Source organism: Streptomyces sp. NPDC127197 (assembly GCF_042672405.1).
Lineage (GTDB): Bacteria > Actinomycetota > Actinomycetes > Streptomycetales > Streptomycetaceae > Streptomyces > Streptomyces flavusporus.
In genome coordinates, this window is the sequence record NZ_JBHXVG010000062.1 from 1 (window position 1) to 18,812 (window position 18,812).

The following is an 18,812-nucleotide window of genomic DNA, read 5'->3' on the forward strand; positions in this document are numbered from 1 at the left end:
CCGGCTCCCACCTCAGTCGCCCCGGCGGCACGGTCTTCACCAGACAGATGATCCTGGAGCGTTCCTCCTCGGTGATCCGCCGCTTACGGCCCTGCACGCCCAGATCATCCAGCCCCTGCAGGCCTGAGCGGTTGAAGCGGTGCAGCCAGCACCGCACCGTTTTCTGGCTGCAGCCCAGTTCAACAGCGATCGCCGGCACCCGCAGCCCCGACCAGCTCAGCTCGATCATCCGGGCCCGCATCACTGCATCACGCGGAGCCTTCCGCGCTCGCGACAGCCGGCGAACGACCCTCCGTTCGTCCTCATCACGCCCCGGCCGTGCCCATAAGACCATCGTTCAGCACCCGCCCCCGAGCACCGTCAACTACCCCGCCGCCAGGACATATACCCAGCCAAAGAGGAACTCAGCACTAGGACGCCAACAAGCCAAGCCCATCGCGCGTCAGGCCAAGCGCTCCGCTCAGTGCCAACTATCTCGCTTTAATGCCAACTAAAAAGCCTCGTCACAGCAGGCTAACGCCGTACCCGCGGCATCCCCAGACCGATCCACGAGATGATCTCCCGCTGGATCTCGTTGTTCCCGCCACCGAAGGTGAAGATGACGGCGGAGCGGTAGCCGCGCTCCAGTTCGCCGTGGAGGACGGCACCGGCCGAGCCCTCCTGGAGGGCTCCCGTGGCGCCCACGATCTCCATGAGCCAGGCGTAGGCGTCGCGGCGGGCCTCGGAGCCGTACACCTTGACGGCGGAGGCGTCCTGCGGGGTGAGGGTGCTGTGTTGGAGGGCGCTGACCATCTGCCAGTTGAGGAGTTTCAGGGCGTCCAGTCGGGTGTGGGTCTGTGCCAGTCGGCGGCGTACCCAGGGCAGGTCGATCACCCGGCGGCCGTCGGTGAGTTTGGTCTGCCGGGCCCAGCGCCGGACGTCGTGCAGGGCGCGGATGGCCATGGTGCCGTGCGCGGCCAGGGTGACGCGTTCGTGGTTGAGCTGGTTGGTGATCAGCCGCCAGCCCTGGTTCTCCTCGCCGACCCGGCGGGAGACGGGGACGCGGATGTTCTCGTAGTAGCTGGCCGTGGTGTCGTGCCCGGCGAGGGTGTGGATGACGGTGCAGGAGTAGCCGGGGTCGGTGGTCGGCACCAGGAGCATGGTGATGCCCCGGTGCGCCGGGGCGTTCGGGTCGGTGCGCACGGCCAGCCACACCCAGTCGGCGGTGTCGCCGTTGGTGGTCCAGATCTTGTGGCCGTTGACGACGTACTGGTCGCCGTCCCGCACGGCCCGCGTCTTCAGCGAGGCCAGGTCGGTGCCCGCGTCGGGCTCGCTGTAGCCGATCGCGAAGTCGATCTCGCCGGAGAGGATCCGCGGCAGGAAGTACGCCTTCTGCTCCTCGGTGCCGTACTGCATGATCGTCGGGCCGACGGTGTTCAACGCCATCAGCGGCAGCGGTACGCCCGCCTGCGCGGCCTCGTCGAAGAAGACGAACTGCTCCGTCGGGGTCAGCCCGCGCCCGCCGTACTCCTCGGGCCAGCCCACGCCGAGCCAGCCGTCCGCGCCGAGGCGTCGGACGGTCTCGCGGTAGAACCGCTTCTGCGCGGCCCGGTCGGCGTGCCTCAGGTGGGCGTTGTCCGGCACCAGCTCGGCGAAGTAGGCGCGCAGTTCGGTGCGCAGCCGCTGCTGCTCGGGCGTGTAGTCGAGATGCACGGCGCCTCCAGGCTCCCCAAGGCCGGTCCTGACGGCGCACACGGTAGAACCTGTTTCAGAAATTGGGAATGGCGGTGGACCGTGCAGTCTTCGAAGCTCACCTCACCCCAGCGTGTTCAGGAAGTCCGTGCAGGCCCGGGCGCAGGCGCGGCAGGCCGCCGAGGCGTCCTCGGCGCCCGGCCGGCCGTCGAAGACGCGGGCGGACTCCAGGCACTGAGCCCGGCACCACTCCAGTTGGGTGCGTATCCCGGCTTCTTCGACGAGGTTCTGCTCGGCCAGCACCCGGCAGGTCGCGTCGCACACCTCCGCGCACATGATCCCTTGACGTCGTACGAGTTCCTGCTCCTCGGTTCCGTCCGGATCGACCAGGCTCGCGCGCAGCGCGCACACCCGGGCACACTCCGTGCACGCCTGCGCGCAGGCGAAGCGGTCCTCCAGGAAACGGAAGAGCTCCTGCTGCGATGTCGTCACATCTCGCGGGTAGCCGTGACACACCACACCAAACCCGGCGCGGGACACGGGCCCCGTTTTCCGCCCCTGCTCACGGGAACCCGTCGTACCCGAGCACGGACGACCGGGAGGTGGAACAGATGCCCGGACGAGAGGAACTGCCCTCGACCCTGGAGCGCTCCTCCAAGGACGCCCAGCGCACCTGGATCAAGGCGCACGACTCGGCGGTCGAGCAGTACGGCGAGGGCGAGCGGGCACACCGAGTGGCCTACGGCGCCCTGAAGCACATGTACGAGAAGGTCGGCGACCACTGGGAGCGCAAGGAGGGCGGTCGCAAGGGTCCTTCGGATCCGCAGTCGGCCCAGCCCCGGCAGCGCGGCGGCCGCAGCGGCGAAGGCGTCGACGAGAACGCCTCCAAGGAGCACCTCTACGACGTCGCCCAGCGGCTCGGCGTCGAGGGCCGCTCCCGGATGACGAAGGGGGAACTGCTGGACGCGATCCGCAAGGCCAATCGTTCGCAGACCCGCGCCGCCCGCTCACAGTGAGCCGGTTGGCCACCACTTTAGGGGGTATTCGTCCGATATGAGTAATGCATCGATGCAGATCGCCGCGCCGAGCGGCCTGCTCAGTCTCGCGCTGTTCGTGATCGCTGTCGCCGTCCTGGCGCTGCTGGCGGGCAGCTTCTGGTACGGCAACCGGATCAAGCTGCGCGAGCCCCCGCGCCCACGCCCCGAGGAGCAGCCGCATCTGCCGCCGGAGGGCCCGGTCCACGAGATCCGGGAGAACCGCGAGCCCGACGAGGTCCCCAGGATCCCCAAGGGCGGTCGCCCGCTCACCCCGTACGAGCTGAGCAACATGCAGACCCGGCCGAGCGCGTCGAAGGAACGGCGCCGCTGGAGCCGCGGCAGCAGCGGATCCTTCGGCGGGGGAGGTCTCGGAGCGCACTGAGCCGCGGCGGACGCACGAAGGCAGACGTCCCGAGGAGGGGAAGATCATGGCCGATCCCGGCCGCAACACCCTGCCGCTGCCCGACTACGACCATCTGCCGATCGGCGGGCTGGAGGCCCGGGTGCGTTCACTGACCGCCGAGGAGGTGGAGGAACTCCTCGCCTACGAGCGGACGCACGCCGATCGTGTGCCGGTGACCGAACTGCTGACCGCACGCCTCGAGCAGTTGAAGGCGGGCGCCGAGCCGACGTCCGGCGACCCGGCGGCCCTGCGTCCCGAGCAGGGCGAAGGCCACACCGGCTCCCCGGTGTCGCCCGCGACCTCGCCCGAGCCGTTCGGCCCACCGCCGCACGGCACGCCCGACCAGCGCGGCAAGCCGAAGGGCGACCGCACGTAGGGCACCTTCGGGGCCGGCCGTCAGCGGCCGGCCCCGCAGTTGTCCATCCGTCCGATGCGGGCCACGTTCTCCCGGTCGTCGGCGTCCTCGCTGGGCTCGCCGGCGAACCAGGCGTCGAGGATCTCCTTCAGCAGCGGCTCCGAGGTCAGCCGCAGGCTCAGCGCCAGCACGTTGGCGTCGTTCCAGCGGCGGGCGCCGTCGGCCGTGTAGGCGTCCGTGCACAGGGCGGCCCGTACACCGGGCACCTTGTTCGCGGCGATCGAGGCGCCCGTGCCGGTCCAGCAGCACACGACCGCCTGGTCCGACGTCCCGTCGGCCACGTCCTGCGCGGCCGCCGCCGAGCACGCCGCCCACTGTGGGTCGTCGCCGGCGCGCAACGCCCCGTGCGTGCGCACCTCGTGGCCGCGCCCGCGCAGTTCCGTGACCAGCAGGCGGGCCACGGGTTCGTCCATGTCCGAGGAGACGGAGATCCGCATGCTGTGGAGCCTACGCCGACCCTGCGGGGCCGGTCGTCACGGGGACGCCTGGTCGCTGTCCTTCAACGCGCCCCAGCCGTGCCAGCGGTCGACCTCGATCCAGGCGCTGACCCGGGCGCGGACCCGGTCCGGGTAGGGACTGCCCGTGTAGTGCCGGGAGAGGCGGTCGATGTCGGCCAGTCCCTCGTCCTCCTTCAGCTCGGTCGCGCGGCCGATGAGGGTCACGTGCGAGTACCAGTTGTCCTTGTCGAGGACGGTCAGGGTCACCCGCGGGTCGCGGCGCAGGTGCTGCAGGCGGACGCGGCCCTCGTCCAGGCTGATCAGCACCCGTCCGTCGTCCCACACGTACCAGGTGGGTGTGGAGACCGGCGTGCCGTCGGCGCGCAGGGTGGCCATGACGCACGGGTTGGCGCGGCGCAGCAGGGCGTCGGCCTCGGGCGGCAGTGGTGGCTTGGACATCCGAACCTCTCAGTGACGTGCTGACGTGCTGGTGTCTGGGAGCCCCTGCGCTCAGGCGGACTGATCCCCGTCGAAGTCCCCGTCGAAGCTGGCGAAATAAGCGGCGGCCATGTCCTCGTCGCCGTGTCCCTGGGCGGCGGCGCGGGCGAGGCGTTCGGCGCTCGCGGCGGCCACGTCCAGGCGGATGCCGTGCCGCTCCCCCGCCTCGACGATCAGCCGGGCGTCCTTCGCGGCGGTCGTGACCGCGAACTGGGCCGGGGACAGCCGGTCGTCCAGGATCAGCCCCGCCTTGACCCGCAGATAGCCCATGTCGAGCGGGCCGCCGTCGATGGCGTCGAAGAAGCTCTGCGGGTTCACGTCGAGCGCCTTCGACAGGGCCAGGACCTCGCCGACCGCGTTGGTGGCGGCGATGACCCAGCTGTTGGCGACCAGCTTGAGGCGGGTGGCGGTGCCGGCCGCCCCGTCGTCACCGGTCCACACGGTCCGGGCGCCGACGGCGTCGAAGACCGGCGTGACCGTCTCCCGGCTCTCGCTCGGACCCGCCGCGAGGACCAGCAGCTGTCCGGCCTCGGCGGGCTGGCGGGTGCCGAGCACCGGGGCGTCGTAGAAGACCAGCTCATGGTCGCGGGCGAAGGCGGCCAGGTCGCCGACCGCCCCGATACCGGCGGTGGTCGACTGCACCCACGCGGTGCCGGGCCGCAGCACCGGGGCCGCCTCCCGCATGACCTCCAGGGCGGCTGCGCCGTCGTACAGCATCGTCAGGACGACGTCGGCGCCCTGGACGGCCTCGGCGGGGGTGGCCGCAACGTGCGCGCCGTCGGCGGCCAGCGGTGCAGCCTTGTCAGGGGTGCGGTTCCAGACGCGGACGGTGTGTCCGGCCTTGGCCAGATTGCGGGCCATGGCGGCGCCCATGATCCCGGTGCCCAGGACGCTCACGGTGAGCGTGTCGGTCATGACGTCAACTTCCTGTCGCTCTGCGGTGCGGGGGTTGTTGCTGGGGTGGACGCGATCGGGGCCGGCCCGGGTCCGACGATGCCACCGCCCCGGTGCGTCCCGCGCGTCGGGTGCACCCGGGTCTGCGGGATTTCAGCGGCCCGAGGCGGCGCGGACGAGTCCGTCGAGCCAGGCCTGGTGGCCGTTGAGCATCGGGTTCGGCCTCTCCTCGGCCAGGGCGGCGGCCGGTTCGCCGATCTGGGTCTCCTGGGTCGGAATGCGCACCCGGCGTCACCGTCGGGGAAGCCGATGTCGGCGACGTTGTCGTAGTACGGCTCCCAGGTGGAGGTGTCGACGAGGTGGTGCCATACGTCGGCGGCCCGCACGCCCTTGACGATCACCTCGTTGGAGACGAAGTTGTCGCCGGTGCCGGGCAGGTACTTCTCGGGCCACTTGATCGCGTTCTGCGTGGTCACAGGGGTGTCCTCTCGCTCTTCACCCTGCCGCCGCCCGCTGCGGCGACTGGACGCTCCACGCCGACGAGGCCGCAGGCGACGACCGGCGGTTTCCGTCGCATGCCGATCTGAACCTGCTGCGCACCTTCCTGGCCGTCTACCGCTCCGGTTCCTTCACCGCGGCCGCGCCGCTGCTGGGGCTCTCCCAGCCGACCGTGACCGCACAGATCCGTACGCCGAACCTGCACGCGGTGGTGGCGGCGGGTGCCGCGGGCGCCGGCTACAGCGTGCTGCCGCAGTCCCTGTGCGAGGAGCACCTGGCCGCCGGGCGCCTCGCCCTGCTGCACGATCCGCAGGAGCCGCCGCTGAACACGCTGTTCCTGGTGCAGCGGCCGGGCGCCGGCGCCAACCCGGACGTGATCCGGGTCCGCGACCGCCTCCGGAGCGCCGCGCGCGCCTGGTGAGGGCGGCCGTCGCTCACTCCGGGAGCATCAGCCGGCCCGTCTCGCCCGGCTCCAGGCGTACCGCGCGGTCCGGCAGCCGTACGTCGACCGGGGACGCGTCGGAGGAGGGCACGGTGATCTCCAGCTGGCCGTGCCGGAGCCGCACCCGTACTCCCCAGTTGCCCTGGTAGCGCAGGTTGAAGCCGTAGGAGGACAGCTCGGGCAGCGGGACGGGGTCGAGCCACAGCGCGCCGCCGCGGGTCTCCAGGCCGGTCAGTCCGCGCTGGACCAGGTCGAGGGTGCCGGCCATCGCGCCCAGGTGGATGCCCTCGCCGGTGGTGCCGCCCTGCACGTCGGCGATGTCGCCGCGCAGGGCCTCCTGACAGAACTGCCAGGCCTCGGTGCGCCGGGCGCGGGCCAGGATCCAGCCGTGCACGAGGCCGCTGAGGGTGGAGCCGTGGCTGGTGCGATGCAGGTAGTAGTCGACGGTGCGGTGCCAGGTCTCCTCGTCCATCCGCAGCCCCAACCGGCGGAACATTCCCTGCAGTTCCGCCGGTGAGAACAGGTAGCCGAGCATCAGGACGTCGGCCTGCTTGGAGGCCTGGTAGCGGTTGACCGTGTCGCCCTCGGCCTCCAGGATCCGGTCCAGCCGCCGGATGTCGCCGTACTCCTGCCGGTAGCGGTGCCAGTCGAGTTCGGCGAGATCGCCGTAGCCGTCGAACTGGCTGATGACACCGTCGTGGAACGGCACGTGGAGGGTGCGGGACACCTCCTCCCACCGCTGAAGTTCGTCGTCGTCGAGCCCGGTGCGCTCGGCGAGTTCGCGGCGCCGCGGTTCGGGCAGGCCGTGCAGCAGCTCCAGGGTGCGGCTGAGCACCCAGGAGGCGGTGACGTTGGTGTAGGCGTTGTCGTCGAGGCCGGGCTGCTGCGCGTCGGGGTAGGCGTCGTGGTACTCGTCGGGTCCTACCACGCCCTTGATGCGGTACCGTCCGAGTCCCTCGTCGTAGGTGGCCGCGTCCGCCCAGAAGCGGGCGATCTGGAGGAGCATCTCGGCGGCCTTGGTGTGCAGGAACTCGATGTCGCCGCTCGCCTCGCAGTACTCCCACACGTTGTACGCGATCGCCGAACCGACGTGGTACTGAAGCCGGGAGTGATCCGGCAGCCAGCGGCCCGAGCGCGGGTTGAGGTGCAGTTCCTGGGTCTCCTCCCGGCCGTCGCTGCCGCTCTGCCAGGGGTACATCGCGCCCCTGCGGCCCACGTCGCGGGCGGCGGTGCAGGCCTGTTCGAGGCGGCGGTGGCGGTAGCGCAGGAGGGCGCGGGAGACCTCGGGGAAGTGCAGGTTGAGGTAGGGCAGGACGAACAGCTCGTCCCAGAAGACATGGCCGCGGTAGGCCTCGCCGTGCAGTCCACGGGCGGGCACACCGACGTCGAGGTCGGCGGTGTGCGGGGAGAGCGTCTGCAGGACGTGGAAGAGGTGCAGCCGCAGGATGCGGCCCGCCTCACCGGGGACGTCGAGGTCGGCGCGGCGCCACAGCTGGGCCCAGGCGGTGCGGTGGGAGCGGAGCAGGTCGTCGAAGCCGGGGGCCCGGCCGACCCGGGCGACGGCGGCGTGCAGCGGGTCGCTGATGGCCGGGTCGCGGGAGGTGTGCAGGGCGACGGTCTTGTCGACGGTGGCGGTGCGGCCGGGCGCCAGCTGCAGCCGGGTCCGCTGGGTGGTGCGCGGGCGGGCGTGCCGGATCGAGAGGGGCCCGTCGGCGGTGAGGCGGGAGGCCATGCCGATGCGGATGTCGGAGGTGCGGGTGCGGCAGCGCAGCCAGACCGTGTCGTGTTCGGCGGTTCCGGATTGCTGGTGCGTCAGGTGGCGGCCGTCCAGGTCCCGGTAGCGCGGCACTCCGGCGTTGGTGACACCGCCGTCGAGGGCGGCCTCGACGTGGAGTTCGCCGGAGAAGCCGTCGGCGGTGAACTCGGTGCGCAGTGCGGCCAGGTGCGGGTCGGCCATGTGCACCAGCCGCTGCTGCCGCACGGTCAGCGCCCGCCCGTTGCCGAACGCGTATCGGGTCAGGCGCTCCAGCACGCCCGAGGACAGGTGCAGCACCATGCGGTGTTCGAGCACGGTCGCGGTGTCGGGGGTGAGCCAGGGCCGGCCGCGCAGGCGGAAGCGCAGCGGCAGCCAGTTGGGCACGTTGACCATGTCCTCGTTCTCGACCATGCGGTCGGCCACATCGGAGGTGAGCCGGTTGTAGCACCCCGCCACATACGTCCCCGGGTAGTGCACATCGTCCGCGGAGCACTCCGGCAGGGCGCCACGGGTGGCGAAGTAGCCGTTGCCCAGCGTGCACAGCGACTCCCGCAGTCGCTCGTCCGCCGCCTCGTAGCCCTCGTACTCCCAGGTCCAGCCCGTCACGTCGGTACTCCTCCCGCAGCAGGCGGCTCGCCGGGATCTCGTACGAGGATCCCGGCACCGTCCCCCAGCAGTGTCTCCCGGTGCCGGGCCGTGCAGTGCGGCCCACGCCGCGGACGAGGGGACGCCTCGGGCCTACGGTACGGGGGGTGCCACTCCGGCCGGGTCGCGGGGCAGCACCGTGACCCGGTGGAAGTTGCAGCCGCCGGCGGGTGCGAGCTCCGCCGGGGGCAGGTCCTGGTGGGCCTGGAGGGCGACGCTCACCAGGCTCAGCAGCAGGTCGAGGTCCCCTTCGCAGTCGAGGTGGACGGTGACCCACCGGGAGCCGGGCACCAGGCGGATGGCCGTGGACTCCCTGAGGTCCTCGGCGAAACGTCCGATGGCCCGGCGGGTGAGATGCAGATCCACGTCGTGGCCCGAGTGGAAGTGGGCGATCTCGCTGTGGGCGGAGCTGATTGCCCGCCCTGTCCCGCAACTGGCCGGTCCCGCCGTGAGGTCGGGCCAGGCTGCCAGTTGCTCCAGGGCGCGCTGGGCCAGAGTCATGACCCCATCGTCACCGCATCACCCCGCTGATACCAGAGGTTGAGCCTTTTGTAACCCAGGCGTGAGGATCCTCACGCGGGCAGGCGCCGGGTCGAGCGGAACCTGTGCCCGGCTGACAGGTGCGCCACGCCGTGGGGTCAATGGGTCGGTGCCGGTCCCGTGCTGCGGCGGACGATGAGTTCGACGGGTACGACGGGCTCGACGCGGGGTTCGTCGATGCCGTCGATGCGGTCCAGGAGGAGGCGCAGGGCGCGGCTGCCGATCTCGGCGAAGTCGGTGCGCACGGTGGTCAGCGGCGGCAGCAGGTGGGCGGCCTCGGGGATGTCGTCGTAGCCGACCACGCTGACGTCGTCGGGCACCCGGCGCCCGGCCTCGTGCAGGGCGCGCAGCAGGCCGAGGGCCATCTGGTCGTTGGAGGCGAACACCGCGGTGACATCGGGGAGTTGGGCCAGCCGACGGCCCAGTTCGTATCCGGAGTCGGCGCTCCAGTCGCCGACGAGGGCGTCGGGGACCTCGGCGCCGGCCGCGGTCAGCGTCTCGCGCCAGCTGTCCCTGCGGACGTCGGCGGAGGTCCAGCCGGTGGGCCCGGCGATGTGGTGGACGGTGGTGTGGCCGAGGCGCAGGAGGTGGCCGGTGGCCGTGCGGGCGCCGGCCCAGGAGTCTGCGGTGATCAGGGGGGTACGGCCGCCGAGGTCGTTCTCCAGCACCACCATGGGGGTGTTGATGCGGGCCTCGGCCAGCGCCGTGCCGACCCGGCGCTGGGGGGCGATGGCGATCACGCCGTCCGCGCCCTCGGCCGAGAGCGTGTCCACGGCCCTCACCACCGTGTCGCGTTCGGCGGTGTCGAGGGCGATGGAGCTGACCAGGTAACCGGCGCCCTGCGCCGCGGTGTTGATGGCGGTCAGGATGGAGGCGGGTCCGTAGCGGGCGGCGTCGAAGGAGATCACGCCGACCATGCGGGTGCGTCCGCTGGCCAGGGAGCGGGCGCTGCGGCTGGGCCGGTAGCCGAGCGTGCGCATGGCGTCCAGCACCGCGGCCCGGGTCTCGGGGCGTACGGCGGGATGGTCGTTGAGCACTCGGGACACGGTCTGCTTGGACACACCGGCCAGCCGGGCCACGTCGTCCATCACGGGGCGCGCCCCGGCGAAGCTGCGGCGGCTGCGCCCCCTGGGAGCGGGACCGTCGGCGGTGCTTCGGGTCATGGCGGGCGGTGCTTCCTTCGGCCTCGTTCCCCGGCGGTCCTTTCCCGCCCGGCGGATCCACAGGATAGGCCGGGCGGGAGCGGGCGGCTGCTTCCAGGGGCGTCAGCCCGTGGTGACGGCCAGGTCCGGCTTTGGCCGGTCAGCGGTGGCGCGGGGACGCGCAGGCGGTGCGGTCGGGTCGTCAGCGCTGCTCCGGTCCGAGATCGGGGGTGTCGGTGAGGTGGGCGCGCGGGCTGGTGGTGGCGTGCAGTTCGAGCAGGACGAGGTCATTGCTGCCGGGGCGCAGGACGGGCGCGGGGACGTACAGGGTGCGTTGGGGTCCACGATTCCAGTAGCGGCCGAGGTGGAAGCCGTTGATCCAGGCCTGGCCCTTGGTCCAGCCGGGCAGCGACAGGAAGGTGTCGGCCGGTTCGGTCACCTCGAAGGTGCCGTGGTGGAATGCGGGTCCGGCGGCAGTGCCGGCCTCGAAGGTCAGTCCACCCAGGTCGTTCAGGGGCAGCGGGAGGCAGTCCCAGCCGTGCAGCGCCGTGCCGTCGAAGGTGACGGCGCCGAGCAGGCCCTTGGGTGCGCCGATGCGGGGGCCGTAGTTGACGCCGCCCATGTTCTCCACGAGGACGTCCAGCGTGGCCCCGGCGCGCGGGACGCGGACGGGCAGGGTCTCGTCGTGGCGTTCGCGTTCCAGTACGCCGACGGGGGCGCCGTCCAGGAAGACCTGGGCCCGGTCGCCCACGCCGCCCGCGAAGTGCAGCACTCCGTCGCCGGCGGCGGGGACGGTGGTGCGGTACAGCGCGTATCCGGACCGCAGCCCGAGCTCGTCCAGGGTCAGCGGGCTCTCGGTGCGCACGGGCCGCTCGGCCTGCCTCGCCGCGTGCGGCAGCAGCGGCGCCTGCCGGTCCAACTCCACCACGGTGGGCGCGAGTTTGCGGCCCGGGGCCGGGGCAGGCTCGTCGGGGACGGGAGCGTGGCGGGCGATCACCTCACGGAAGGCGTGGTACTTCGGGCCGGGGTCACCGGACTCCGTCAGTGGGGCGTCGTAGTCGTACGACGTGACGATCGGGGCGTAGGCGTGGTCGTGGTTGGCGCCGTTGGTGAAGCCGAAGTTGGTGCCGCCGTGGAACATGTAGATGTTGACGGACGCGCCGGCCGACAGCAGCCGGTCGAGGTCGGCCGCGGCGTCGGCCGCGTCGCGGACGTGGTGCGGTTCGCCCCAGTGGTCGAACCAGCCGATCCAGAACTCCGCACACATCAGGGGCCCTTCGGGCTGGTGGGCGCGGAGCCGGGTCAGGTTCTGGTCGACCTTGCTGCCGAAGGTGCCGGTGACGAGCGTGCCGGGCAGCGAACCGGCGGCCAGGTGTTCGGGGTCGGTCTGCTCGCAGGTGAAGAGCAACTCCTCGATGCCGCGCGAGCGCAGGGACTGGTGCAGGTGCTTCAGGTACGTGGTGTCGTCGCCGTAGGCGCCGTACTCGTTCTCCACCTGCACGGCGATCACCGGGCCGCCGGCGGCCGCCATGTGCGGCAGCAGCGGGGGCAGCAGCAGGTCGAGGTAGCGGTCCACGGCGTCCGTGAAGCGCGGGTCACTGCTGCGCAGCCGGATGTCGGGGTCGGTGGTGAGCCACGAGGGCAGCCCGCCGCCGTCCCACTCGCCGCAGATGAAGGGGCCGGGGCGCAGCAGCACGTGGAGGCCCTCCGCGCGGGCCAGGCTCAGGTAGCGCGGCAGGTCGAGGATGCCGTCGAGGACGAGGGGGCCGTCGGGGCCGGGCTGGTGGAGGTTCCACGGCACGTACGTCTCCACCGTGTTGAGGCCCATCAGCCGGGCCTTGCGCAGCCGGTCGGCCCACTGGCCGGGGTGGATGCGGAAGTAGTGCATCGCTCCGGAGATGATCCGGAACGGCTCGCCGTGCAGCAGGAAACCGTCGGACGTGGTGGTCAGGGCGGGCATGCGGAACTTCCCTTCAGCTGGAGCGGGTCAGGACGGGCGCGTGGTGCGGATCAGCCAGAGGGTGGCGGCCAGGCAGAGGGCGGAGACACCGCTGAGCAGGAGCGGGACCGCGCCCGTGCCGGACAGTTCGATGGCCTTGCCGAGCGCCGGGCCGGCCGCGACACCGCCCACCATGGAGGCGGCGATGACGATCGCGCCCGCCCGGCGGGCCTGCGGGGCGGCCCGGTTGAGCCATGGCAGTCCGGTCGGGAAGATCGGCGCGATGAACAGGCCGACCCCCGCGTACGCGTAGGGGGCGAGCTCCGGCACCGCGGCCAGCAGCAGGCAGACCGTCATTCCCGCGCAGGAGACGGTGACGATGGTCTGGGCGGAGCAGCGCAGCGCGATCGGCACGACCAGGAACCGGCCGACCGTCATCATCAGCCAGTACACCGAGGTGGCGGTCGCGGCGGCTCCGGCACCGTATCCCACGCTCTCCAGGTGGGTGGGTTCCCAGCCGCCGACGCCGGCCTCGATGCCGACGTGCAGGACGTAGAGCGTGACGAACACGGCCAGCACCGAGCCCAGGCTCCGGGCGAGGACGGGACCTGATGTGCCGGCCCCGCCGTCGGGCCGGGGCGATCGGTCGCGTACGCCCTTCAGGCACAGCAGCAGCGGCAGGTTGGCCAGCGCGAAGCCGAGGAAGACGGCCGGGTACCGGTCGGCGCCGACCACGCCGACGAGGGCCGGGCCGAGGATGGCGCCGATGCCGAAGTGGGCGTTGAGGACGTTGAGCATCGCGGTCGACCGGTGGCCGAAGCCGGTGGCGAAGAGCTGGTTCAGGCCGTAGTCGATGCCGCCGAAGCCGAGCCCGGCGAGCAGCGCCGCGGCCAGTGCGGCCGGCCAGGCGGGGGCCAGGGCGACGCCTGCCGCGCCGACGGCCATCAGGAGGTACGAGCTGCCGAGGATCTGCCGGTTGCCGATCCGCCCGTAGAGGCGGTCGAAGAGCAGCACCCCGGCGACACCGCCGACGAAGTGGGCGCTGAGCCCCATGCCGGCGGCGGACGGCGACAGCCCGAACTCCCGCCGGAACGCCGGGATCGCGGGCCCGTACAGGGCCTGGAGGGCCCCGATGAGCATGAAGCCCACGCAGGACGCGACGACGGCGAGCGGGCTGAAGACGGGGGCCGCGGGGATGCTGCGGGCGCCCGTGCGGGGCGGTCCGGTCGTTGGCTCGGTCACGCGGACTCCAGGGAAGGGCCCATGACGGCGTGGGCGGAAGCGGCTCTGCGACGAGGACGAGTGTTACCGGTAACATTCCACCCGTCAAGCTCCCCTGCACGCTTCCGCGGCGGTCCCTGCCCCGAACGGGCCAGCGTCCGGCAGCGGCACCACGGTCCGGGGTACGGATGTCGCACCGTCCAGACCGAGGAGTCCGATCGTGCAGCCGCCGAACCAGCCCTTGGGCCAGCCTCAGATGTCGCCGCAGACCTCGAAGGAGACGTCGAAAGAGAGCGGAGGTGATCCCGCTCCGGGCGCCCGACCGCCGGGGCCGCGGGTCGACGCCTCCCGGTTGTGGGCCGGCGGGATCATGACCGCCGCGATCGCCGGACTCACCGCCGTGTTCTCCGTGCTGCTGGTCCGAGGGGTCCTGGGCTTCCCGGTGCTCGCGCCCGACGGCCACGGCGCGCTGGGGGACGCCTCGGCGGGGCTGCTGGCCGCCGGTTCGGCGGTGGTCGCGCTGGCGGCGACGGCCGTACTGCACCTGCTCATGCTGAGCACCGCGCAGGCGGGACGGTTCTTCGCGTGGATCGTCGCCCTGATCACGGCGGGAGTGGTGCTGCTGCCGTTCACGTCGTCGGTGAGCACCGAGGCCAAGGTGGGCACCGGCGTCGTCCGCCTCGCGATCGGCGTCGCCATCGGGTCCTTGCTGTCCGCGGTCTGCCGGGGAGCCGGCCGGCGTGCCGCTTGACCGGGCGGCGCGGGGTACGCCGTTCAGGGCGACTCGGCCGTTACGGGGCCCGCGGCCACGGCAGCACGCACGAGGGCTCCCCAGCGGATGCGGGGAGCCCTCGTGCGATCAGTCCGCGTCGGCCAGAGCCCTGGTCCGGGCGCGCCGGTGGACGTACCAGCCCGTTGCCGTGAGCGACGCGGCGAGGGCCGCCGCCGTGCCGACCGTGACGCCGGTGGAGGCGAGGCTGCCGCCGGAGGTGGTGGTCGTACCGGTGCCGCCGGTGCTCGTCCCGCCGGTCGTGCCGGTGCCGCCGCCAGTGCTCGTCCCGCCGGTGGTGCCGCCGGTCGTGCCGCCGGAGCCGGTGCCGCCCGTGCCGCCGGTGTCGTCGTCGGTGTCCACGGGGTCCTGGCCGACGAAGCTGACCGGGACCTTGACGTCCTGGGAGCGGTCGCCGGACAGGGTGTGGTCGGCGCGGGTGGCGAGGACGCACTTCGCCTTGAAGCAGTCGGTGAACTCGTCCTCGGCGTCCACCGTGAGCTCGACCTCGAAGGTGCCGCCGTCGCCGTACGGGATCGCCAGGCCCTCGCCGTAGTCCGGCGGGTTGGAGGAGATCCACGCCGAGGAGTGGGAGGCGCCGGTCATGTCGACGCCGCCGATGCACGGCGTGGGCAGCTCGCCGTCGCCGTTGTCGACGCACAGGGCGACGTAGATGCCCTTGTCGACGTCGTAGCCGGAGCCGGAGCCGGTGAGTTTCTGGTCCTCGGTGGCGAGGTGGTTGACCGGGGTGACGGTGAGCTTCTGGCCCTCGGGGCCGGTGACGGTCCTGGTGCCCGACGGTTCGGTGTCCTCGCCGCCGCCCCCGGTACCGCCGCCGTCACCGCCGGACTCGCCGACGGTCAGCGTGATCGGCGAAGTGCGGGTCGTGCCCGCGGAGTTCCTGAACTCGGCGCGGTACTCGTAGCCGTCCTGCCCCGCCTTGGCGGTGAAGGAGTACGCGTTCTCGGTCGCGCCCTCGATCGTGGACCAGGTCTGGCCGCCGTCCGGGCTGACCTGCCAGCGCACGGTCGGCTCCGGGGTGCCCTCGGCCGCCGCGACGAACGTGACCTCGTCGCCGGGAGCGACGGACTGGTCGGTCGGGGACTGGGTGACCTTGGGGGACATGCGGAGGTCGAGCTTGACGACCTTGCTCTCCGCCTGGTTGGTGAGGTAGACGGACGTGGCGCCGGGGGCGACGGCGACGCCCGCGTAGGCGCCCGCGAGGCTGCCCGGCAGGGCGACCGGCTCGGCCGCCTGCCGGAAGGTCGCGGCATCGAGGATCTGGAGGGAGCCGGTCTTGTCCGAGGTGCTGTCGGAGAGGTCCTCGCGCAGCACGAAGGCCCGCCCGGTGGTCTTGTCGAAGGCCGCCGCGGTGGGCCGGTCCGCACCTGTCAGGGTGGTCAGCAGCTTGCCGTCCTTGTCGAAGACGAGCACCGAAGTCCCGCTGCCCACCCAGACGTTGCCGGTGGCCGGGTCCGGTTCGACGAAGAAGACGGAGTCGGCGGGAAGCCCGGCCGTCGCAGTCACCTCGAAGGTACCGGTGTCGACGCGGCGCAGCACCGGCTTGCCCTCGGCAGTGCCGACGGACCAGGCGGCGCCGTGTGCGGCGTCCACGCCGAGCTGGTTGCCGCCCTCGAGCGTGACCGTGTCCTTGACGGTACCGGTGGCGATCTCGACGCGGCGCAGCTCGGGGCCCGCCGCGACCAGAACGGTGGAGGTGTCGGCGTCCTGACCGGTGCCGGTGAACGACGCACCGTTGAACCAGACGCCCTGCGCGACCGTGTCGCCGTCCTTGGCGGTGCCTATGCCGCGCAGCGGGTAGTGGAAGACCACGCCGTCACCGGAGAGCGGGGCGGCGATCCGGCGGACCACACGGGCGGCCATCGCGCCGTTCGCACCGGGAGCCTGGGCGATGTGGCTGAGGGCCTTGCCGTCCTCGAGGTCCAGGACGTACAGGCCCTGCTCGGCCACGTCGGAGGTGTCGGGGATGTTGTCCGAACCGACGTACAGCTTCCCGGAATCGGGGTGCAGCAGAAGGTCCAGGGGCCGGCCGGCGGTGGTGAACTCGGCCGACCGGACGTAGCTGACGGTGCCCGGGGGGACATCGACGCCGTCGCCGCCGTCTTCGTCACCCGGGTCCTGGCCCTCGAAGGTGATCGGGATGCGGACGTCCTGGGAGCGGTCGCCGGTGCCGTTGTGGTCGACCCGGGTGACGACCGAGCAGGCGACCTCGAGGCAGTCCAGGCCGCTGTCCTTGGCCTTGACGTTCAGCTCGACGTCGAAGGTGCCGCCCTCTCCCCACCGTTCGGCGATCGTGCCCGCGCCCTCGTCCGAGGCGTCCCTGGGGATGATCCACACCGAGGAGCCGCTGCTGCCGCTCTGGTCGGCGCCGCCGAGGCAGGGGGTGGGGATGCGGTTGTCGCCGTTGTCCTTGCACACGGCGACGTAGATGCCCTTGGTGTCGTCGTAGGCCTCGCCGGTGACGTGCAGCGTCTCGCCGTCCGGGTCGAGGCCCGCGGAGGCGGATACGGTGAGTTTCTGGCCGTCCTTGCCGAGCGCCGTCTTCGGGGTGTCGGCGGCCTGGGCGGGCGAGCCGACGGTCACGGCGGTGGCTCCGGCGGCCACCAGGGCAGCGGCGCCCAGGAGTGCCGCGGGGCGTCCGAGACGGAGTCTGGCCGGTCTCTCCGGCTGCTGCCGCTCGGTTGAGTCGTCTGTCATGGGAGGTCCTATGGGAAGGTGATCGGGATGTGGACAGGACGTGCCGGAACGGGCCGGCCGGACGGCCGGCCCGTGGACCACTCGGAGCTGTGAGCGCTTACTGGAAGCTGATCGGGACGTGCACGTCGTACTTGCGGTCGTTGGTGTCGAAGTGGTCCGCGCGGGTGACGACGGCGCAGTCGACGTCCTGGCCGCAGACGCTGCCGTCGTCGAGCGTGGCCTTGACGTAGATCCGGACGTTGAAGGTGCCGCCGGAGCCGAACTTGGAGCTGTTGGCGAACATGCCGCCGAAGGTGTTGTTCACCCAGTGCGAGGCACCGGTCGAGCCGTTCTCGTCCTGGCCGCCCAGGCACGGGGTCGGCTTGTTCTCGCCCGGCGCGCCGTTGATCACGCACAGGCCGACGTAGATGCCCTGGCCGGTGTTGAAGCCGGAGCCGGTGACGTTGATGACCTGGCCCGCCGCGGCGGCGGTGTCCGGGGCGGTCACTGACAGGTTGTAGGTGGTGCTGCCGTCGACGACGGTACGGGTCGAGGTGGCGGCGGAGGCCGAGCCGGCCAGGCCCAGAGTCAGTGCGGCGGAGGCGGCGACGGCGATGCCGGTGCGGGCGGACAGGACGGATCTCATATACGATCACCTTTCTGTTCGATTAGGTAAGGCTAACCTAAGTGCGATCTTGATGCTCTTGTCAACGGCCGGCAAGGAAATCCCGAACACCGCTGGGCGCAAGGGATTTGGGCATGCCGAGGAGCGGGCCGTGTCCAGGCCCGCTCCTCGATCGGAGAGTCCGGTAACACGCCGGTCAGTCCGCGGCCCGCACCCCGAACCGCGCCACGGCGCTGCTCCGTTCGCCGGTCACGGTGTACAGCTCGGCCGTGTGCTCGCCCTCGGCGGCACCGGCGTACACCGGGAAGGTCCGGCTGATCCGCCCCGCGTCGTCCGCCACCACCTGGTACCGGGTGTCGCCGTCGATCGCGACGAGCACCACCGCGCCCGGCGCGAACCCGGCGCCGGTGACCTCCTGTCGGCCGCCCGCGGTCAGGGTCGGGCGGGCGACGGCCGCGGTGGGTGCCGAGGCGTCGGCGGGCCGGTCGCCGGGGGCGGAGATGCTCGGGGTGGGCCGGGTCGCCTCGCTTCGGCCCGCGTCGCCTTCGGGTGGCGCGGGGACCGGTGACACCGGTACCGGTGACGCCCCTTCCCCGGTGCCCACGGTCACGTCGAGCAGACCCAGCGCATCCCCCGCGGCGAACTCCCGCCCGCTCCAGGCGGACAGCAGCCGGGCGCCGTCGGCGGTGAGGGAGGCGCGCAGGCCGGTCCAGGTCACCCCGCCCGCGCGTACGGCGGGTGCGGCGCCGCCCGTCTCCACACCGGCGAGGGTCACCTCGCGCTCCTCGCCGTCGACTTCCGCGCGGGCGTACAGCGTGCCGCCGTCGTCCGCCAGGCTCAGGCGCAGGGCGTCGAGGAGGAGGGGGTGGGCGGGGTCGGCGGACCGGGTGAGGCGGGCGGTGCCGTCGAACTCGACCTCCGCGTCGCCCGTGCGGGGGTCGGCTCCTCCGCCGACGGCCGGGAACCAGGCCCGGTTCACCGAACCCTGGGCGCCTTGACCGGGATTGAGGGACACGCCGTGATCGGTGAGTGCCGTGGCGGCCGTCGCCCAGCTCGCATAGCCGCCGGACACCTCACGCGGGAACGCCTCCCCGTCCTGGGCGACCGCGACGCCCGGAGCCAGCAGTGCGACCAGGGCGCCGCCCGCCAGGAGGACGGCACCGGGTCTGTTCCTCGCCTTCAC

20 protein-coding genes are annotated in these 18,812 nt (G+C 72.2%); 5 read left to right on the plus strand and 15 right to left on the minus strand.

What is annotated here, in order from left to right; genetic code table 11:
- The 3 genes from ACFVJQ_RS42365 to ACFVJQ_RS42375 all read right to left on the minus strand — a co-directional run.
- A partial coding sequence (locus tag ACFVJQ_RS42365; protein ID WP_385791038.1) for a helix-turn-helix domain-containing protein occupies nucleotides 1-229 on the minus strand: 229 nt, incomplete at its 3' end.
- Between the two features lie 284 nt (nucleotides 230-513).
- Nucleotides 514-1,692 (minus strand): acyl-CoA dehydrogenase family protein, encoded by a 1,179-nt coding sequence (locus ACFVJQ_RS42370; protein WP_385791040.1) that lies wholly within the window; start codon nucleotides 1,690-1,692, stop codon nucleotides 514-516.
- A gap of 102 nt (nucleotides 1,693-1,794) precedes the next feature.
- The gene (locus ACFVJQ_RS42375; RefSeq protein WP_224736355.1) at nucleotides 1,795-2,163 is read right to left on the minus strand and encodes a ferredoxin; all 369 of its coding nucleotides are present in this window, start codon (nucleotides 2,161-2,163) and stop codon (nucleotides 1,795-1,797) included.
- A 119-nt stretch (nucleotides 2,164-2,282) separates the two neighbouring features.
- On the opposite strand from ACFVJQ_RS42375, the gene ACFVJQ_RS42380 reads away from it, so the two are divergent.
- Genes ACFVJQ_RS42380 through ACFVJQ_RS42390 form a run of 3 tightly spaced genes read left to right on the plus strand, consistent with a single transcriptional unit; the run spans nucleotide 2,283 to nucleotide 3,487 of the window.
- The gene (locus ACFVJQ_RS42380; RefSeq protein ID WP_385515421.1) at nucleotides 2,283-2,687 is read left to right on the plus strand and encodes a ChaB family protein; all 405 of its coding nucleotides are present in this window, start codon (nucleotides 2,283-2,285) and stop codon (nucleotides 2,685-2,687) included.
- 37 nt (nucleotides 2,688-2,724) lie between these two features.
- Nucleotides 2,725-3,090, plus strand: coding sequence for a DUF6479 family protein (locus tag ACFVJQ_RS42385; protein ID WP_385515422.1), 366 nt, complete (start codon nucleotides 2,725-2,727; stop codon nucleotides 3,088-3,090).
- A gap of 46 nt (nucleotides 3,091-3,136) precedes the next feature.
- Nucleotides 3,137-3,487: a hypothetical protein gene (locus tag ACFVJQ_RS42390; protein WP_224736358.1), complete on the plus strand. Its 351-nt coding sequence runs from the start codon at nucleotides 3,137-3,139 to the stop codon at nucleotides 3,485-3,487.
- 20 nt (nucleotides 3,488-3,507) lie between these two features.
- Here the strand turns inward: ACFVJQ_RS42390 and ACFVJQ_RS42395 are convergent, their stop codons facing one another.
- The 4 genes from ACFVJQ_RS42395 to ACFVJQ_RS42410 all read right to left on the minus strand — a co-directional run bounded on the left by ACFVJQ_RS42395 (nucleotide 3,508) and on the right by ACFVJQ_RS42410 (nucleotide 5,640).
- On the minus strand, nucleotides 3,508-3,963 hold the full coding sequence (locus tag ACFVJQ_RS42395; protein WP_385515423.1) for an RpiB/LacA/LacB family sugar-phosphate isomerase: 456 nt from the start codon (nucleotides 3,961-3,963) through the stop codon (nucleotides 3,508-3,510).
- A gap of 36 nt (nucleotides 3,964-3,999) precedes the next feature.
- Nucleotides 4,000-4,422, minus strand: coding sequence for a PPOX class F420-dependent oxidoreductase (locus ACFVJQ_RS42400; protein WP_385791043.1), 423 nt, complete (start codon nucleotides 4,420-4,422; stop codon nucleotides 4,000-4,002).
- A 51-nt stretch (nucleotides 4,423-4,473) separates the two neighbouring features.
- Complete coding sequence (locus ACFVJQ_RS42405) at nucleotides 4,474-5,376, minus strand: NAD(P)-dependent oxidoreductase (protein WP_385515425.1); 903 nt, start codon at nucleotides 5,374-5,376, stop codon at nucleotides 4,474-4,476.
- A 132-nt stretch (nucleotides 5,377-5,508) separates the two neighbouring features.
- Nucleotides 5,509-5,640: a hypothetical protein gene (locus tag ACFVJQ_RS42410; RefSeq protein ID WP_385515426.1), complete on the minus strand. Its 132-nt coding sequence runs from the start codon at nucleotides 5,638-5,640 to the stop codon at nucleotides 5,509-5,511.
- Nucleotides 5,641-5,938: 298 nt separating this feature from the next.
- On the opposite strand from ACFVJQ_RS42410, the gene ACFVJQ_RS42415 reads away from it, so the two are divergent.
- Nucleotides 5,939-6,274, plus strand: coding sequence for a LysR family transcriptional regulator (locus ACFVJQ_RS42415; RefSeq protein ID WP_385791068.1), 336 nt, complete (start codon nucleotides 5,939-5,941; stop codon nucleotides 6,272-6,274).
- Between the two features lie 13 nt (nucleotides 6,275-6,287).
- Here ACFVJQ_RS42415 and ACFVJQ_RS42420 read toward each other — a convergent pair whose 3' ends face one another.
- The 5 genes from ACFVJQ_RS42420 to ACFVJQ_RS42440 form a co-directional block, all read right to left on the minus strand.
- Nucleotides 6,288-8,657, minus strand: a complete 2,370-nt coding sequence (locus tag ACFVJQ_RS42420) for a glycoside hydrolase family 65 protein (protein ID WP_385791046.1) — start codon at nucleotides 8,655-8,657, stop codon at nucleotides 6,288-6,290.
- Nucleotides 8,658-8,789: 132 nt separating this feature from the next.
- A complete protein-coding gene (locus tag ACFVJQ_RS42425) occupies nucleotides 8,790-9,197 on the minus strand; it encodes a luciferase family protein (protein ID WP_385274280.1) in 408 nt (135 codons plus the stop codon).
- Between the two features lie 137 nt (nucleotides 9,198-9,334).
- On the minus strand, nucleotides 9,335-10,399 hold the full coding sequence (locus ACFVJQ_RS42430) for a LacI family DNA-binding transcriptional regulator (protein WP_385515428.1): 1,065 nt from the start codon (nucleotides 10,397-10,399) through the stop codon (nucleotides 9,335-9,337).
- 181 nt (nucleotides 10,400-10,580) lie between these two features.
- Nucleotides 10,581-12,338 (minus strand): beta-galactosidase family protein, encoded by a 1,758-nt coding sequence (locus tag ACFVJQ_RS42435; protein ID WP_385791049.1) that lies wholly within the window; start codon nucleotides 12,336-12,338, stop codon nucleotides 10,581-10,583.
- A gap of 27 nt (nucleotides 12,339-12,365) precedes the next feature.
- On the minus strand, nucleotides 12,366-13,457 hold the full coding sequence (locus tag ACFVJQ_RS42440; RefSeq protein WP_385791069.1) for an MFS transporter: 1,092 nt from the start codon (nucleotides 13,455-13,457) through the stop codon (nucleotides 12,366-12,368).
- 301 nt (nucleotides 13,458-13,758) lie between these two features.
- On the opposite strand from ACFVJQ_RS42440, the gene ACFVJQ_RS42445 reads away from it, so the two are divergent.
- Nucleotides 13,759-14,289, plus strand: a complete 531-nt coding sequence (locus tag ACFVJQ_RS42445; RefSeq protein ID WP_385791051.1) for a DUF6069 family protein — start codon at nucleotides 13,759-13,761, stop codon at nucleotides 14,287-14,289.
- Between the two features lie 108 nt (nucleotides 14,290-14,397).
- On the opposite strand, the gene ACFVJQ_RS42450 is transcribed toward ACFVJQ_RS42445, so the two are convergent.
- From ACFVJQ_RS42450 to ACFVJQ_RS42460, 3 genes are all read right to left on the minus strand, one after another.
- Entirely contained in the window at nucleotides 14,398-17,025 is a 2,628-nt protein-coding gene (locus ACFVJQ_RS42450; protein ID WP_385791053.1) for an immunoglobulin I-set domain protein, read from the minus strand.
- Between the two features lie 97 nt (nucleotides 17,026-17,122).
- Nucleotides 17,123-17,650, minus strand: coding sequence for a hypothetical protein (locus tag ACFVJQ_RS42455; RefSeq protein WP_385515432.1), 528 nt, complete (start codon nucleotides 17,648-17,650; stop codon nucleotides 17,123-17,125).
- A gap of 175 nt (nucleotides 17,651-17,825) precedes the next feature.
- Nucleotides 17,826-18,812 (minus strand): HtaA domain-containing protein, encoded by a 987-nt coding sequence (locus tag ACFVJQ_RS42460; RefSeq protein WP_385515433.1) that lies wholly within the window; start codon nucleotides 18,810-18,812, stop codon nucleotides 17,826-17,828.

What these genes read in the sequence shown, in the direction of transcription:
- ACFVJQ_RS42380 (WP_385515421.1), top strand. Translation starts at nt 2,283, where the DNA reads ATGCCCGGACGAGAGGAACTGCCCTCGACCCTGGAGCGCTCCTCCAAG.
- ACFVJQ_RS42385 (WP_385515422.1), top strand. Translation starts at nt 2,725, where the DNA reads ATGAGTAATGCATCGATGCAGATCGCCGCGCCGAGCGGCCTGCTCAGT.
- ACFVJQ_RS42390 (WP_224736358.1), top strand. Translation starts at nt 3,137, where the DNA reads ATGGCCGATCCCGGCCGCAACACCCTGCCGCTGCCCGACTACGACCAT.
- ACFVJQ_RS42395 (WP_385515423.1), bottom strand. Translation starts at nt 3,963, where the DNA reads ATGCGGATCTCCGTCTCCTCGGACATGGACGAACCCGTGGCCCGCCTG.
- ACFVJQ_RS42400 (WP_385791043.1), bottom strand. Translation starts at nt 4,422, where the DNA reads ATGTCCAAGCCACCACTGCCGCCCGAGGCCGACGCCCTGCTGCGCCGC.
- ACFVJQ_RS42405 (WP_385515425.1), bottom strand. Translation starts at nt 5,376, where the DNA reads ATGACCGACACGCTCACCGTGAGCGTCCTGGGCACCGGGATCATGGGC.
- ACFVJQ_RS42425 (WP_385274280.1), bottom strand. Translation starts at nt 9,197, where the DNA reads ATGACTCTGGCCCAGCGCGCCCTGGAGCAACTGGCAGCCTGGCCCGAC.
- ACFVJQ_RS42430 (WP_385515428.1), bottom strand. Translation starts at nt 10,399, where the DNA reads ATGACCCGAAGCACCGCCGACGGTCCCGCTCCCAGGGGGCGCAGCCGC.
- ACFVJQ_RS42435 (WP_385791049.1), bottom strand. Translation starts at nt 12,338, where the DNA reads ATGCCCGCCCTGACCACCACGTCCGACGGTTTCCTGCTGCACGGCGAG.
- ACFVJQ_RS42440 (WP_385791069.1), bottom strand. Translation starts at nt 13,457, where the DNA reads ATGCTCATCGGGGCCCTCCAGGCCCTGTACGGGCCCGCGATCCCGGCG.
- ACFVJQ_RS42450 (WP_385791053.1), bottom strand. Translation starts at nt 17,025, where the DNA reads ATGACAGACGACTCAACCGAGCGGCAGCAGCCGGAGAGACCGGCCAGA.
- ACFVJQ_RS42455 (WP_385515432.1), bottom strand. Translation starts at nt 17,650, where the DNA reads ATGAGATCCGTCCTGTCCGCCCGCACCGGCATCGCCGTCGCCGCCTCC.